This window comes from Bilophila wadsworthia ATCC 49260 (genome assembly GCF_000701705.1).
Taxonomy (GTDB): Bacteria; Desulfobacterota; Desulfovibrionia; order Desulfovibrionales; family Desulfovibrionaceae; genus Bilophila; species Bilophila wadsworthia.
In genome coordinates this window covers 1-15162 of the sequence record NZ_JNJP01000041.1, presented here as the reverse complement: position 1 = coordinate 15162, position 15162 = coordinate 1, and the positions used below count along the sequence as shown (strand labels likewise).

The window sequence follows — 15162 nt, the reverse complement described above, 5'->3', positions numbered from 1 at the left end:
CTCCGGTCGGTTCCACCGGCGGAGGCGATGAAATGCAGCCGTTTTCCGGGAACTTTTCTCTGGCCTGGGCGGTTCCTGGAAGCGGGCGTGCCTTCAATCAATAGGCCGTCATCCCCAATGTTTTTATAGCAATCAGTTGGAGATATGTCTTAAACGGATCCGGATATTGCTCTATAAGAGGAGAAATTTATGCCCCGCACCATGACTTCCAAAGAACGTGTCAAAGCTGCTTTTGCCCACAACCCGGTGGATCGTGTGCCCATGATGATCCTCCTCGGTGAAACGTGGATGATCGAGCGGGAAAAGATTTCGTTTAAAGATCTGCGCGAGATGGATGATCTTGGTGCTGAGCTGATAGTCAGGACATATGACGAGATGCAGAGTGACTCGGTCACTACGGGCTTGGGGTGCTGGATTGGGTTGCTTGAGGCTCTCGGTTGCCCCACCGAGATCTCAAAGATCGGCGCCCCGATCGAGGTTAAACCCTGCATCCACGACGTTGCGGCGGATATCTCTTCCTTGGATCGCTCGAAAATCCGTGAAAGGCTGGAGAACAGTGAACTGATTCAGAAAATGATGCGCCAATCCCGGGAAATAAAAAAGCTTGTGGGCGACAGAAAGAGCGTGGCCGGTCAGATGGTCGGCCCTTTCTCCGGTGCAAGCATGATGGTAGGCGTGAAAGAGTTTATGATCCTGCTGGGGAAGAAGTCTCCGTATATCAAGCCGTTGCTTGAGTATGCCACGGACTGTTGCGCCGAAATCGCCAACATGTACTGTGAGAACGGTTGCGATCTCATCCAGACTTGTGACCCCTGTTCGTCCGGAGACATGATCAGCCCAAAAATGTACGAGCAACACGTAGTCCCCACGCTCGAGGGGCTCACCTCCCAGTTGAAAAATTGTGAAACATTTTTGCTGCATATCTGCGGGAAGGCAGGTATGAGGCTTCCTCACGTCAAGGCTCTGGGGATTGACGGCTTTTCCGTGGACTCCCCCGTGGACCTCAAGGAATCTTTGGAGGCCGCAGGCAAAGAACTCACTATGGTGGGGAATTTCAATCCCAACGAACTGCTGTGCATGGGGGCGAGTGAGGCTGTGTATGCCGCAGCGTACGCCAATGCCGAAATCGCCGGGCTGGACGGTGGTTACGTGATGATGCCCGGTTGCGATCTGGCCGCTCGGACACCATTGGAAAATATTTTGGCCATGGTCAGGGCCTCTTCCGACTACGCGGCCAGCGTCAGAAACTGAGTGGCGAAGCCGCTTGGCGAAAAACATTCGGAACGTTGACATGAACCGGTAAAAACAGCCGCATCACGAGAGGATGGCTGTCGCTGGGAGCATGTCGGCGGTTTCCGAAAATGATGCCATTACAGGAAGGCATCCTGCAGCTCCAAACATCAACAAAGGAGTCTTGCATGACTGGCAAAGAAGTGCTTTTTAAAACGCTTAGGCATGAAGAAACGGAACGTCCCGCCTGGGTCCCCATGGCGGGGGTCCATGCCGGGTTTTTGAAGGGATACACTGCCGATGAAGTCTATCAGGACGCGGACAAGCTCGTCGAGTCTTTGTTGGAAGTGGAAAAGATGTATGCGCCTGATGGCCTGATCCTCCTGTTTGACCTGCAGCTGGAAGCGGAAATTCTGGGCTGCACCATCAAATGGGAAAAGAACGGCCCGCCCAGCGTCCGCTCGCATCCCCTGGAATCGACTTTTGAAATTCCCGATATCAAGATCACTAGAGATTCCGGACGAATCCCTCTGGTACTGGATGTCACGCGGCGCATCAAAAAGGCCGTGGGCGACAGAACCGCTCTGTACGGGCTCTTCTGCGGTCCGTATACGCTGGCTTCCCACTTGAGGGGAACGAACTTTTTCCGCGATGCGCGCCAGCACCCCGAGTATGTCAAGGAGCTGATGGCCTACACCACGGAACTGGGGCTGCAGATGGCCGACTTCTATCTGGAAGAAGGCGTGGACGTCATCGTACCGGTGGACCCGGTCGTATCCCAGATTTCCCCAACCCATTTCAAAAACTTCGTCTTCGAGCCCTATGCAAAGATCTTCGGGCATATCCGCAACAAGGGCGCCTTTTCGTCCTTCTTCGTGTGCGGCAACGCGACCCATATCCTTGAGCTCATGTGCCAGACGAAGCCGGATTCCCTCGCCGTTGATGAAAATGTCAACATCGTGGCGGCCCACAAGCTCACCGACAGCTACGATGTCGCCATCGGCGGGAACATCCCCCTGACGACCGCCTTGCTGCTTGGTACGCAGCTCGACAACATGAAGGTGGGCATCGACCTCATCGACAGCCTGAACACAAGGAAGAACTTCATCTTCTCCCCTGGCTGAGACATGCCTTATGCATCTCCGGTGGAGAATGCGATCGCTCTGTCTCAGGCTGTTCTGCATACCGACAAGGCCCGCGAGATGGTGGCCAACTATGAGTTGAGCTCTATGGACGTGGATGTGGAACTGCCCGACTACGGCAATCTGAAAAAGCCCCTGTTGGAAGCCTTCACGCTGGATTCCACGGCTTGCGCGGCTTGTACGTACATGTGGGGCGTCGCCCAAGACGCGAAGAAGCATTTCGGCGACAGGATCGATGTCGTGGAATACATGTACAACACGCCTGAAAACATCTCCCGGATCAAGAAGATGGGCGTGAAGCAGTTGCCCAGCCTGTATCTCAACGGTGAACTGAAGTACTCGTCGCTCATTCCCAATCTGGATGACCTTATCCGGCAGATCGAGGAAGCCCTATGAACAATCCCTGCGGTCCCGTGCCTCTGCTCTTCATTACCGGGTTTTTGGGCTCGGGGAAAACGACGCTGCTGAACCGTATCCTCGACGAAGCGGCCGCGCAGGGAAAAAAGATTGGCGTCATCATCAATGAATGGGGCCGGGTCAATATCGACTCGAGCCTCATTCGGGCCAAAGACATCGAGATTGAAGAACTTAACGACGGGCAGGTTTTCTGCAGTTGCCTTTCCGGCAATTTTCTGGAGGCTCTTGTCCTGCTCGCCAAGCGCTCTCTGGATGTCGTGATTGTGGAAACCTCCGGGATGGCCAATCCGTTTCCGCTCAGGAATATCCTGTGTGATTTGAAGCGGCTTACTGGCGGCCATTACGTCTATCAGGGCATGATCGCCCTGATAGATCCGGAGAGCTTCCTTGATCTGGTTGAGGACATCAATGCGGTGGAAGAGCAGGTCATCGCCAGCCAACGGATCATCATCAACAAGATCGAGCTCGCAGACGGCGAGACGCTGGCTCGAATTCGGAAAAAGATCAGGCAGCTCAACCCGCACGCCGGGATTATTGAAACCAGTTACGCATGTGTTGAAGGGATATTGGATTCCTCCATGCACGAAGTCTCTACGTCTTCTCCTCTGGAGAGCAAGTTTGTTAAGCGGAGTGCCAAGGAATCATACACGAGGCCGGGCCAGTACATCATCACGACGACGGAAGGGCTGCCCCCGGAAAGGGTGGAAGCCTTTGTCCGCGAGATCCTGCCCGGAGCTCTGCGCGTCAAGGGAATCCTTTCGGATACGGAGCATGGCTGGTTCCATGTGGACGGGGTCAACGACAAGGTCGAGACGAGGGTTCTGGAAGCTAGCGGCAATGAATCGAAGATTGTCATCATTCCCAAGGCGGGAGACGAGATCGCAGAGAAATTGATAGCGGCTTGGAACACGCAATGCCGGGTTCCGTTTTCGCTTTCCTGAACGGGTTCGGGCAACAGGGGTGGGCGGACATGAGCATCATGAACATCGAAGTGTTAGCCGGCGGGAAGCGGTATCGTTTCCAGTCTGAGGCGGGAACAAGCCTGAAGGATTGCCTGCTCAAGGCGGGCATACTGGAAGGTGCGGAGTGCGGAGGGCGCGGCATTTGCGGCAAATGCGCCGTGAAGGTGCGTTCCGGAACGCTGGCTCCGGTTGAGGGGGATGAGTCGTTCCTCATGACCAGGGGGGACGGCAAGGTTCTTGCCTGCCAAAGCCTGATCCGGGAGGATGTGGTCATCGAGATCTCGGCTGGCCGGGATGACGTCCGGAGAAAGGTCCGTTTGCCCAACCTCCAGAAAGAAAAAAAGTACTCCGATTCGTTGATCGAGAAGAAGTTCATCCAGTTGCCCAAGCCCAGTCTGCGGGATCAGGCGTCCGATCTGGAGCGCATTCTGGCTCAGGTGGGCAAGAACAAGAAGGTGGCTTTCAGCCTGTTGGGCGGCCTGCCTGAGATTGTGCGGAAGGCGGATTTTGAGGTTACCGCGGTGTTGGTCGAGGACGAACTGATCGCCGTCGAACCCGGCGATACCCATGCCCTCCGGTACGGCTTCATCCTTGATATCGGTACGACGACCATCGCGGTCTACCTCGTCGATCTGCTTTCCGGCGAAGTGTTGGATGCAGACGGTACGGCCAACCCGCAGCGTGTGTTCGGAGCCGACGTGCTGAGCCGGATTACCGCTGCAGCAGGCCGTGAAAATCTCGAGAAGATGCAGGCCGTGACCATCAAGGGCATTTCAGAAACCATGCGCGGCCTTCTCCGGAGCCTCTCCATCGACGAGAACCATGTGTACAGCGTCGTTGCCGTGGGCAATACGACCATGAGCCATCTGTTTCTGGGCGTCGATCCCAAAAATCTGTCCGTGGCGCCCTTTATCCCCTGTTATCGCCCGCGCACAGTGGTCAAGGGCGGCAGGCTGGGGTTGCCCATGCATCCGGAAGGGACCGTGCATGTCCTCGCGAATATCTCCGGTTATGTGGGCTCCGATACCCTTGGCGTCGCCATGGCCACGAAGCTGTGGGAACAGAAGGGCTACTCCCTTGCCGTGGACATCGGAACGAACGGCGAAATCATTCTGGGCTACAAGGGTTGGCTGCTGGCCTGTTCCGCAGCGGCGGGGCCCGCTTTCGAGGGTGCGCATATCCAGAACGGCATGAGGGCGGGAGACGGGGCCATTGAGAGCGTCCTGCTCGAAAACGGCACCGTCCGGTTGGGGGTAATCGGCGATATGCCTCCGCAGGGAATCTGCGGTTCCGGGCTCATCGACGCGGTGGCCGAACTGCTCCGCTGCGGCCTGCTGGGAGTCTCGGGTCGGCTTGCGGGCGAAAAGTCCCCGGCACTTTCCCAGCCTCTCGGGGGCAGGTTACGCACGGTCGGCGGTATGCGGGAATTTGTGTTGGCCTTTGCTGGCGAGCAGGGCAACGAACGGGACATTGTCATTACGCAGAAGGATATCCGGGAACTCCAGCTTGCCAAGGCCGCCATTGCGGCGGGCATTGCGGTTCTGCTTAAGGAAGTGAAAATCGAAGCATCCCAGATCGACCGGATCTACCTTGCGGGTGCGTTCGGCAATTATTTGGATCGGGAAAAGGCCGTCGCTCTGGGCATGTTCCCAGGCATTTCGGTCGATAAGATCATTCCTATCGGCAACGCGGCTGCGGAAGGGGCGGGTTTGTGCCTGCTTTCTCTGGGAGAACGGAAGATGGCCGACCGGATCGCCTCTTTCGTGAAGCCCGTCGAACTCTCGACCCATGTAGAATTCAACGACCTTTTCGTGAGGGAAATCGGTTTTCCGCCTCTTGGAGGGAAAGGCGCATCCTAAAAGATGCGGCTGCGCCACGTCGCCTTGGCGAACACTCATGCTGCGGGGGGGGGGGCGGCGGTGCTCACCGAACCTTTGTGAGCACGCTCTTGGCCCTTATAGGGAATCTTTGGGGATTGCCCCGTGAAACCGCACTGCGCAAAGGCCCTGCATTTTTTGACGGCAACATTTGGAATAGTATGAAAACATTGCTTATCGCCTGTGAAGTCCTGCGTCCCGAGCTGGAAGTGCTCGCATCCGATATGCGGAATCCGCCTCCCATGAACTTTTTGGAGCAACGGCTGCATGACTATCCGGAAAAACTGCGCAGCGCGTTTCAAGGCCTCGTGGATGCCTTTGAACAGGAGAACGACGGGCCGTTGGCGGTTCTGTGCGGCTACGGGCTGTGTGGGCGCGGGTTGTGCGGCGTGCACGCCAGCCGGGCAACGTTGGTTTTCCCAAAACTGCATGATTGTATTCCGTTGCTGCTTGGGCTTGACCAGAAGGGGGCCAACGCTTCTTCCCGGGAGGGTGCCACATACTGGATCAGCCCGGGGTGGTTGAAATATTTTTTGGTTCCCTTTCATCTGGAATCGTATAGGCGTTTTTCCGTGTATGAGAAAAAATTCGGTGCGGCCAAAGCCGCCCGGATGATGAAGGCGGAAAACGCGCTGCTCGATAACTACAAGAACGCTTGCCATATCCGCTGGCCGGAGATGGGGGACGCTTATGTGGACGAGGCCCGAAAAGTGGCGGAGGCTACGCTGTTGCCGTACTCCGAGATATGGGGATCTTCCGCTTATCTGGCCGAGTTGCTGCACGGTGGGCAATCCGGGGAGCGGTTTCTGCACCTCGTGCCGGGGCAGACGATCGATATGGATGTTGAAGGCACGATTTGCGCTGTAGCTTGCCCGGCATAATCCGGGCTCTCGTGGTGCTGATGCTCCATTTTGTCCCCGGCTGGCCTCATGGTTTTACCCGTGTGATAGGTGGAATGTCCGGTACAGTGTCGTTTTGAAACTTCAATGGGCCCGGCATCCCGGGGCATGACGCAATAACGGCAGGCATGGCCATGTCAGTATATAGGCTCACCAGCGCACAGTGGGAATATATCCGGCTACTCCTCTTGGTACGGCCAAGGTTGCGGGGATGTCTTCCGGCGGATAACAGGCAAACTCTGGAAGCCATTCTGCATGTGCTCACCACGGGTTGCCCCTGGAGCGAGCTGCCCCACTCTTTGGGGAACTACGTGACGGCATGGCGGCGTTTCAGGAAGTGGGGTGCGGATGGTACCTTTGCCCGGATTTGGCCATATCTGCGGGCAGAGTTTGAACATGCTGAAAAAATAGATTTTTCCCGCCACAAATTTGAGTGTTTACAGATCCAGACCGACAGCCCGCAGCTCCTGATCAGGCGAAGCGGCGAGCGAGAGGGGCGCAAACGAGCCCGCTCGTCCGGCAGCGGCGGACCGAATCCTCAGCTCCCGGGAAGGCGCATGGTCAGTTTCTCGGCGAAGATTGCCTAATCGCTTCACCGGGGGCTCAGGATATGAACCTGATGCCGACCTGGGGACATCCCGCAGACGTCCCCCTCACAGCGGTAAATTTTACTCTTCAGACGGCGTTCGTCACATAGGTGGTATCGATAAACCTGAGGGTGTGGACGCATTCCATACCACTTTTATATCCCTTAAGCAGTTACGCTGTACCTATGCCGATTGTGCGTACAATATTTTTGTGCCGACTTGGTGATGGCTCGATTTGATATCCGGGTGAGGCAAAGGAACCGTATGCGGCCATCCTGCAACTGACGGAGGGGATTCATGGATCAGAATGTCATTCTTGTCGAAACCGTGCCGTTGGAATTTGATCTGGAATCCCTAGGGTGCAGGTTGCGCATCCGGCCCGGGCAGACAAAGTTCATGGATCGGCTGAGCCGGTTAGCGGAGGAAGCTGCGCGCGTGGCTAGGCCCAAAGCCGTGGCTAGGCTGTGCGGCCTGACCATGCTGGACGAAGAGAATGTACAGGTCGGAGAAGTGACTTTTTCCAGCCCGCTGCTGCGCCAGAAGATGGATGGGCTGGGGCGGGCCTTTCCCTATTTGGCGAGTGAAGGGACGGAACTGGCCGACTGGAGCCTTTCCCTTTCTTCCTCGCTGGAGCAGGTATTCGCCAGTGCCTTGCGGGAAGTGGCCGTTCAGCAGGCTGAAAACCTGCTGGAAAGGACGCTTCTAGAGCGGTACGGTATTGCTCAGGTTTCAGCTATGAATCCCGGTTCGCTGAAGGTATGGTCTCTTGAGGAGCAGGTGCCCCTGTTTGAACTGTTGGCCCCACTGCCCGAGAAACTGGGTGTGACCCTATTGCCCAGCCTGATGATGCGGCCCGAGTACAGTGTTTCGGGTGTGTTCTTCCAGACTGACAGCAAGTTTTACAACTGTCAGCTCTGCCCCAAAAAAGAGTGCCCCAACCGCAGGACTCCCTCTTTGGTCACCTGAGAGTGGGACAGGCGATGCTGTTGAAAAGAATCGGTGGGCCGTGCCGTGATTGAAATGAGGCTGACGGGCGAAATGAATCCTGAGGGGGGCGCAAGATGGTGCGCAAGCGAAACCTGTTTCCGTCTGTACAGTTTACTTATGACGAATGGTCAAGAAAAAGAGGGGAGGCATGAAAAGTGTCCGTACGTAGATGTGAAGTATGTCGTTTCCGGAACTATGCGGAAAGAAAACCAAAATCGCTACTGGCCCACATTTGGCGCTGGCATACGGGCTGGTGTCCCGGCTGGAAGAGCTACATCAAAGAACGGGAGGCCGAACAGACCCCTTCTCCGACGTCTCCGACGGATTCCTGATGGGAGAACATACCTGTCCCGAAAGGGGAGTCCGCAAACGGGAATGCATTATGCGAGGCCGAGTAGCTTTTCGAAGGAAACCGGTTTCAAATCCTTAACCCATCTCCCGGCTGAGCCAGGGGATGGGTTAAGGATTCGATGAAGGGGGCGTTCCGGACATTGAACAAATCAGGGCGCATCTTGAACTCCGGGCTGATTACTTACGTGACCTGATGAAGCTGCAACACCCATGGAGTCCGTCGAGGAGAAATGCGCCTTGCTTTCCGTCCCCGGATTACAGGTCAAGTTTGATCCGGAGGAAGCGGAGCAGGGTAAAGCGTTTATGGCGATCGCTCAGAGCGAGGAAGATGCCTGCACGCTGCTTAGGCACAGATAGCTTTACGGAAAGGTGAATTTCATACCCTCTTCCAAGCTGGATATGCGGAACTCCTATTCAGGGGCTCCGCAACATATACATTGTCATCAACGTCAAAGCCAACATCATACTGGGCCAAATCGCGACTGTCCCCAATCGAAGCGCTGCTGTCTAGGGGCGGCGGATATTATCTGTTTTGGCTTATATTGATGGATAATTTTATTTTCTGCAGATACAATTTACCAGATGATCATTCACAAATCCTGTGGCCTGCAAGTAGGCATAACAGATGGTCGATCCAAAAAATTTAAAGCCACGTTTTTTCATGTCTTTGCTCATGGCGTCTGATTCAGGAGTGGAGGCTTGGATATCCTTGAGCGTTTTGGGTTGGTAACTGATCGGTTTTTGTTCTGGGAAAAATGATAATGTGTAGTTGTAGAAGCTGCCAAACTCTTTCTGGATGGCGATGAAAAGTTTGGCATTGCTGATAGCCGACTTGATCTTGAGCCGGTTTCTGACAATGCCCTCGTCCTGCATGAGCCGTTCGACATCTTGCTCAGTCATCTGGGCGACTTTATTGACATCAAAGTCATAAAATGCTTTTCGATACCTTTCTCTTTTACGCAATATGGTGATCCAGCTCAGGCCAGCCTGGGCACTTTCCAAAGTAAGGAACTCAAAGAGAAGCCTGTCGTCCGTAACGAGCCTCCCCCATTCTTCATCGTGGTATTTGACATAAAGGCTGTCAGTGCCGCACCAACCGCATCGTCCATTGAGCAGGTCTTGCATTTCCATAGTTGCTTGGCTTCTTTCTTTATGTATCTTTACGGTTATGGGGAGCAGAATGTGCTCTGGCCTCACCAATTGACGCAATAACCCGTCAAACCATTTATCAACCACGCCGTTCATCAGCAAGCGGCACCAGCAAAGCGGAGCTGGCTGTTAGAGCAAGCCTGAGACTCTACAATTTACAGAGTTCTGTAATAATAGAATTACATAATTATGTAATTCTATTATTTTATAAGATATAGTCACTTTCTCTTGGAAGGCGTCAAGCAGAAGCGCCTAATCATGGACAACAATGAGAATGGGAATGTCGCTTTCTCGGAGTGCCGTTCTGAGGTGGTCGGCTTTCTGGCTGGGGTGATGGAGAGCTCCTATGGTGTGCGGACGACAAGAGCAAGAACGCTTCCTGAATGCGCTCTTCCTGATATGCGGTTCCCAGCCCATACCTCGGCATTCGGAACGAAAGTACAAAGCAGACGCATACGGCCTTTTTTATGACAGGCTCAAGAAAAACTTCATTCTGTTCCATCTGTCTTGTCCATGCGTTCGCCAGAGCCCGCGCATCCTCTACGAAGGTTTCAACCTGAGTGCCTCTTCCGCCGGAGTTTCTCCGTAATCGTGAGCTGTAAGATTTCTGTTGTCCCGATAGAAAAAACAGCGTCTGACCTCGTCGGGCGTGAGCAGGCCATGTTTGGCGGTATGGCGTAGTACATCCTTGAAGTAGAGCCTGTCCACCTCAGCGGGAGAAGAGAAAAACTGTTTGAGGACTTCCCCAAAAGTTTACCTCCCGTTTCAAGGACAAGCTCGAATCCCTTAATAACGGCGTTTCGGTAGACGTCGTACTCCACGCTGTCCGGTGTTGCTTGTTTCAGGAGGGCAACACCGGGCCTCCACGGTTTGGGATTCAGCGTTTGAAGTGTGCCGTCTGCAACATGCGTCTTCCTCAATATCCCTGTTTCTTGAGCCAGTCGTCCAGTGCTTCCCGCACGATGTCCACTTCCTTCCGGCGTTCATCGAAAGCATACTTACGAAGACGTTCCGACAATGACCGAGATATGTTGTACATTTTCCTCTGGTCATTTTTTTCAGGTAGGGGTTCCTGTATTCCTGTATTTATAGGATTCTGTATTTCTGTAATACCGGGCTCCGTTCTGGCAAACAGCCCGCTGGGGCTCCCTTTCTTCACCTGGTTCTTTCCTCTATCCCTGAGTCCCATAGCATCCCTCCGTCCTTTCCAGAAATTCGGCAGCAAAGGCCGCATAGTCTTTTGCGCCGTAACAGCTTCGCTTGTAGCTGAACACATCCTGCCCATTACTGGGGGCTTCCGCAAGGCTCACATTGTCCCGGATACGGGTTGAGAACAATGTGTCTCCCCATTCGTCCGCGAGAGCTGCGGCCACATCTTTGTTGAGGGTCTTTCGGGCATCAAAAAACGTCAGGACGAGCCCGAGGATCGCCAGATCAGGATTGAGATCGCGGACAAGTTCCGCAGTCTGCCTGATGAGCGCCAGCCCCGCCAGAGCGTAATACTCGACCTGTACAGGGATGAGCAATCCGTTTGCCGCATTGAGGGCGTTGACGGTCAAAAGTCCGAGAGAAGGCGGGCAGTCTATCAGCACATAATCGTATTCGCCCGAAACAGAGAGGAGGGCTTTCTTCAGCAGATTCTCCCTCCCGATTCGCCCGGCAAAGGCCAGTTCCGCTTCTGCAAGCCGGATGTTGGCCGGGAGAATATCCAACCCCGCTTCCAGCGTGCTCTTCGCCTCGGCGATGGAGGCGTTTCCAGCGAGGACATCGAAAACGGTATATTCCAGTGTTTGCGGATCAAGACCACAGGCGTCGCTCAGGTTCCCCTGAGCGTCCAAATCGAGCAGCAGCACGCGTTTTTTTGCATTTCTGGCAAGCTGAACTCCCAGATTGTGTGCCGTCGTTGTCTTGCCCACGCCGCCTTTTTGGTTGGCTATGGCACAGATATACATGGTTTTTATTCTCCTCATGAATATGTATTAAACAGAGCCCGACCGGGTCATCATCACCACCTTCTTGCGGTTATCGATAATTCTCCACTCCCATCGAAGAGGAAGAGGGCGTGCCAGGGCCGCATCTTCCGCGCCATCGTTCTCTCCGGGCCCTTACGGGGTACTCCGTTCATTCTGTCACGGAAACAGCCCCTTCCTTTCCAGTTTTCAACTCCAGGGAAAACTCGCAACGTCCAGGGAGGGCACAATGGAAGATTTGGAAATGGAAGCCATCACAGCGGCGAGGGTAGCCAATGAAGAGCGACTGGGTTTCTGCCCCCGACATGTGGGAATGGCAAAAATATTCGCGTTTGAATGGCGTATCGTTAACTGAATGGGAACTCTTTGCAGAGCGGGTACGCGGGAGGTTTCTGGAATTTCTATGATCTGAGCAATGGATGCTTTTCCATCGCCCCGGAGCTACCACATCCCATGAGGCTCATGCGGCCCGGAAGCTTTTTTGATGGGGAGATTCTCCCGATGTGGCTGGAAGGTGTGGCAACCTTGTTTGTCCTTACCAGGTTCGCCGGACACAGTCCTGCCTTTGCAGAGAAGTACTGGCAAATCTACGAATATATCGGCTCGCACCCTGAAGCGCAGAAGATCTACGCGGCCGTTGAAACAAAGAGTCCTCTGCACTATACTTGAAATTTGTTGAACAACAAATACAAATAGCTGTGTCATAAGAAATAATTGATGCTTTATTTCTTGAATCTTCAAAGAGATAACAGACTAAATGCTTTAGCTATGGATTCCGTTAACGGAAAAAACGGAGAAAAAGACTGTATCTTGCATCATACTGTGGAGATGAAACAATCACATTCTATGACAGAGCCTGCTCGTCTGATGTTACTGTGAGCATCCCATCGGGGGTGCCCCGCCACGGAGTTTTTCATGCTCCGCACTGTCTTTTCGGGGCTGGGTGTGCTTGCTCTGCTTCTCGGTATAGTATTTTGCCTTGGCGACGAGTGAATGTGGCTTCTGGAGCTTCTTCAGTTTTTGCTGCGCTCTCGTGATAGCTTCAGAATCTCGAACTCAGCCGTAGCAAAACTCTTTCCCCGGGCCATAATGGTATCTTCTAAAATTTCCTCGGCGCGGAGCAGCGCTTCGTCGAGTGAGGGGAAGACGTTCTTTTCGCCCACGGTGCGCAGGATACCGACCCGCTGGAGCGTCCTGTGGACGGGTTTCCGCACGGCGGCGAATAGCACGCGACAGCCTTTCCGCCGGCGCTCAAGGAATTCTTCCAATGCGTGGATACCTGTCATGTCGATGGCAGACATGTTGTGCAGATACATTATGAATACCTTGGGCGGCGTCTCCATCGCGTTCAGCGTGGACTGGAATCGGTCAGCCACACCGAAGAACAGCGGCCCGTTGATGGCGAAAATTTCCACTCCGTCGGGCACGTTGTTTTTGTCCGGGATAGGGGTTTCGTGCCCGGATGCCTCGTCCTCCCTGGAAACGCAGGTATGGAGACCTGTTAATTTGCCCATGCGGCGCATGAACAGCAACGACGCCAGTATGACTCCAGTATATACAGCCACGGTTAAGTCAAACACCACCGTGAGCGTGAAAGTCAGGAGCATTACCGACCAGTCGGATTTAGGTCCCTGAAAAATATGGCGCACAGTGCGCAGATCGCTCATATCGTAGGCAACTATCACCAGTACGGAGGCAAGGGCTGCCAGTGGGATGAGCTCTATCAATGGCAGCAACCACATGACCACAGCCACGAGGAACAGGGAATGCACAATGGCGGAGATGGATGACATCGCGCCTGCTCGGATATTCGTCGCCGTGCGGGCGATGGCGCCCGTGGCGGAGAATCCGCCGAAGAACACGGAAGCCACATTGCCGATGCCCTGCGAAATCAGCTCCATATTCGGATTGTGCCTGTCGCCCGTCATGCTGTCCGCCACCACACAGGCCAGCAGCGACTCGATGCCCGCTCTATCAATGTTGATATCCGCGTGCTTTCCGCCACCAATATTGATTTGGAAACGTCGCTGGCGCAGGGCCGGCTACGACGGGACCTGTTCTACCGTCTGGCCTCGGTCACGCTACGCCTTCCTCCACTGCGCGATCGGCAAAGCGATATACCCATATTGGTGGACTATTACATTAAACAATTTTCCAAGTCGTGGTTGATAGAGCCTCCGCATCTGTCCGCAAGTGTCCTCGGTGCGCTCTGTAACCACGATTGGCCCGGCAATATCCGTGAGTTGCGCAATGTCGTCAGCAGACTTTTACTGCACTCTCTGGATGGGGCTGTAACGGAAGCACTGGTACGGGAAACGCTGCATGAATGGGACAACATTTCCGGTCAGACGGCAAAACCCGCGCAGCTCCTCTCGCTATCCGCATCAGCCGAAATTCCACTACAGGCGCCTTCCAGGGGAAATGACACCGATCTGCCAAGCCTTGAGGAAAATGAACGTGCCCATATTCTGGAGGCATTACGCCTCACTGGGGGGCGTCTGTCTGGCCCGCGTGGTGCTGCGGCCCTGCTGAAGGTGCCACGGTCCACGCTGCAACACAGAATACGCAAGCTGGGTATAGTGGTGTAGCGCCACCCGGACACCCGACGCCTGAAGGCGTTTCGCGTTGTTGTTCAGCAGGGGGAACAACCCGGATCATTTATGGGAATATCCCCAGCCACCAGTGGACGACATGTGAAGAGACAGGACGGAACACAGCCTGCAATACATGAGAACCATCCATACAAGAGCTTCCAGAAGCGAGAGGGAGTCCCCGCAGGAGAGCGCTGTGACTTCGGATATGCCCCTGCCGCGGTTGATTGAAGACCGAGCAGCAAGGCCAGCCCTGTTATCGAGGACGATGAATTTCCGCCTTATGCCACGGCGAATATCGGCAAGGAATTGTGTACAGCCTGGAAAATCGACTAGGAGGCGGACTCGAAGCGGGCAGATGGGCCTTTAGGCGCGGCCAGAGGAGGCGCGTACATCCTGCGGGCAGGGAAAAACAGTGCGGCGCGCAGGCCATACGCTTGCCGGATGAAGGCATCATCTTCATGACGGAGGTTACGCCTTGAACAGGAAGGGCTCGGAGTTTTTGGACGTAGGGGGGAGTTTTTTCCAGAAGGCCGCAGGACGTGGCGGGGCTGGAGAGAGCGGAGCGGCTTGAGGGCCGGGAGGGAGGGAGGGAGGGCTTTACAAGGGCGGGGTGCTTATAATACAAAAGGCGCACCACAAAACCTCAATTTTGGAGGTATGTGATGCGCCTTCAGATGTCTGTTGGCGTCCCCAAGCGGATTTGAACCGCTGTTGACGGCGTGAAAGGCCGTATGTCTTTCTAGCTACTAGTCTTTGATTCTCAAAGACTTTTTTTACCTACATGCGAATTCTTCTCTATATACCGCATGAGGTAAGAAATGGCAATACTGAAAGACGCTTGGCAACTTTATAATTCTTTAACTCTTTGTGATGACTCAAAAAAGGGAGTAAGAACCGAACTCCGTAGGTGGGAGCTTCACCTCTCTCACCTCGAACAGAGAGAAATTAGCTCTATAAAAAAACTCGATCTCGCTCGGCTCCGCTGCCATCTCGAAAA

15 protein-coding genes are annotated in these 15162 nt (G+C 54.4%); 11 read left to right on the top strand and 4 right to left on the bottom strand.

Annotated elements, in window-relative coordinates; all coding sequences use genetic code 11:
* Window positions 1–189: 189 nt before the first annotated feature.
* From T370_RS0113590 to T370_RS0113555, 8 genes are all read left to right on the top strand, one after another.
* On the top strand, window positions 190–1251 hold the full coding sequence (locus tag T370_RS0113590; protein WP_029436034.1) for a uroporphyrinogen decarboxylase family protein: 1062 nt from the start codon (window positions 190–192) through the stop codon (window positions 1249–1251).
* 167 nt (window positions 1252–1418) lie between these two features.
* On the top strand, window positions 1419–2354 hold the full coding sequence (locus T370_RS0113585; RefSeq protein ID WP_029436033.1) for a uroporphyrinogen decarboxylase family protein: 936 nt from the start codon (window positions 1419–1421) through the stop codon (window positions 2352–2354).
* A gap of 3 nt (window positions 2355–2357) precedes the next feature.
* Complete coding sequence (locus T370_RS25705; RefSeq protein ID WP_016360787.1) at window positions 2358–2768, top strand: uroporphyrinogen decarboxylase; 411 nt, start codon at window positions 2358–2360, stop codon at window positions 2766–2768.
* On the top strand, window positions 2765–3730 hold the full coding sequence (locus tag T370_RS0113575) for a CobW family GTP-binding protein (protein WP_005026097.1): 966 nt from the start codon (window positions 2765–2767) through the stop codon (window positions 3728–3730). The genes T370_RS25705 and T370_RS0113575 overlap by 4 nt, the downstream gene beginning before the upstream one ends.
* Window positions 3703–5610, top strand: a complete 1908-nt coding sequence (locus tag T370_RS0113570) for an ASKHA domain-containing protein (protein ID WP_051643846.1) — start codon at window positions 3703–3705, stop codon at window positions 5608–5610. The genes T370_RS0113575 and T370_RS0113570 overlap by 28 nt, the downstream gene beginning before the upstream one ends.
* A 179-nt stretch (window positions 5611–5789) precedes the next feature.
* On the top strand, window positions 5790–6509 hold the full coding sequence (locus tag T370_RS0113565) for a DUF1638 domain-containing protein (RefSeq protein ID WP_029436031.1): 720 nt from the start codon (window positions 5790–5792) through the stop codon (window positions 6507–6509).
* Between the two features lie 146 nt (window positions 6510–6655).
* On the top strand, window positions 6656–7114 hold the full coding sequence (locus T370_RS26310) for a transposase (protein WP_081847559.1): 459 nt from the start codon (window positions 6656–6658) through the stop codon (window positions 7112–7114).
* A gap of 297 nt (window positions 7115–7411) precedes the next feature.
* Window positions 7412–8080 carry a vitamin B12 dependent-methionine synthase activation domain-containing protein gene (locus T370_RS0113555; protein WP_029436029.1) on the top strand — a complete coding sequence of 223 codons (669 nt, stop codon included), beginning with the start codon at window positions 7412–7414 and terminating at the stop codon, window positions 8078–8080.
* A 927-nt stretch (window positions 8081–9007) separates the two neighbouring features.
* Here T370_RS0113555 and T370_RS0113545 read toward each other — a convergent pair.
* The 3 genes from T370_RS0113545 to T370_RS0113530 form a co-directional block, all read right to left on the bottom strand.
* Window positions 9008–9583: a DNA-3-methyladenine glycosylase I gene (locus tag T370_RS0113545; RefSeq protein WP_005026106.1), complete on the bottom strand. Its 576-nt coding sequence runs from the start codon at window positions 9581–9583 to the stop codon at window positions 9008–9010.
* Between the two features lie 934 nt (window positions 9584–10517).
* The gene (locus T370_RS26110; protein ID WP_270571003.1) at window positions 10518–10640 is read right to left on the bottom strand and encodes a hypothetical protein; all 123 of its coding nucleotides are present in this window, start codon (window positions 10638–10640) and stop codon (window positions 10518–10520) included.
* Window positions 10641–10773: 133 nt separating this feature from the next.
* Window positions 10774–11553, bottom strand: coding sequence for a ParA family protein (locus tag T370_RS0113530; RefSeq protein WP_029436025.1), 780 nt, complete (start codon window positions 11551–11553; stop codon window positions 10774–10776).
* A gap of 247 nt (window positions 11554–11800) precedes the next feature.
* Between T370_RS0113530 and T370_RS26105 the strand changes: the two genes are divergently transcribed.
* Both T370_RS26105 and T370_RS22925 read left to right on the top strand, forming a co-directional pair.
* The gene (locus tag T370_RS26105) at window positions 11801–11926 is read left to right on the top strand and encodes a hypothetical protein (RefSeq protein WP_016360790.1); all 126 of its coding nucleotides are present in this window, start codon (window positions 11801–11803) and stop codon (window positions 11924–11926) included.
* A gap of 11 nt (window positions 11927–11937) precedes the next feature.
* On the top strand, window positions 11938–12240 hold the full coding sequence (locus tag T370_RS22925; RefSeq protein WP_248604262.1) for an antirestriction protein: 303 nt from the start codon (window positions 11938–11940) through the stop codon (window positions 12238–12240).
* Window positions 12241–12584: 344 nt separating this feature from the next.
* Here T370_RS22925 and T370_RS0113520 read toward each other — a convergent pair whose 3' ends face one another.
* Window positions 12585–13499, bottom strand: coding sequence for a SulP family inorganic anion transporter (locus T370_RS0113520; RefSeq protein WP_248604261.1), 915 nt, complete (start codon window positions 13497–13499; stop codon window positions 12585–12587).
* Window positions 13500–13562: 63 nt separating this feature from the next.
* Between T370_RS0113520 and T370_RS22920 the strand changes: the two genes are divergently transcribed.
* Window positions 13563–14159: an AAA-type ATPase lid domain-containing protein gene (locus tag T370_RS22920; RefSeq protein WP_005026114.1), complete on the top strand. Its 597-nt coding sequence runs from the start codon at window positions 13563–13565 to the stop codon at window positions 14157–14159.
* Window positions 14160–15162 lie beyond the last annotated feature (1003 nt).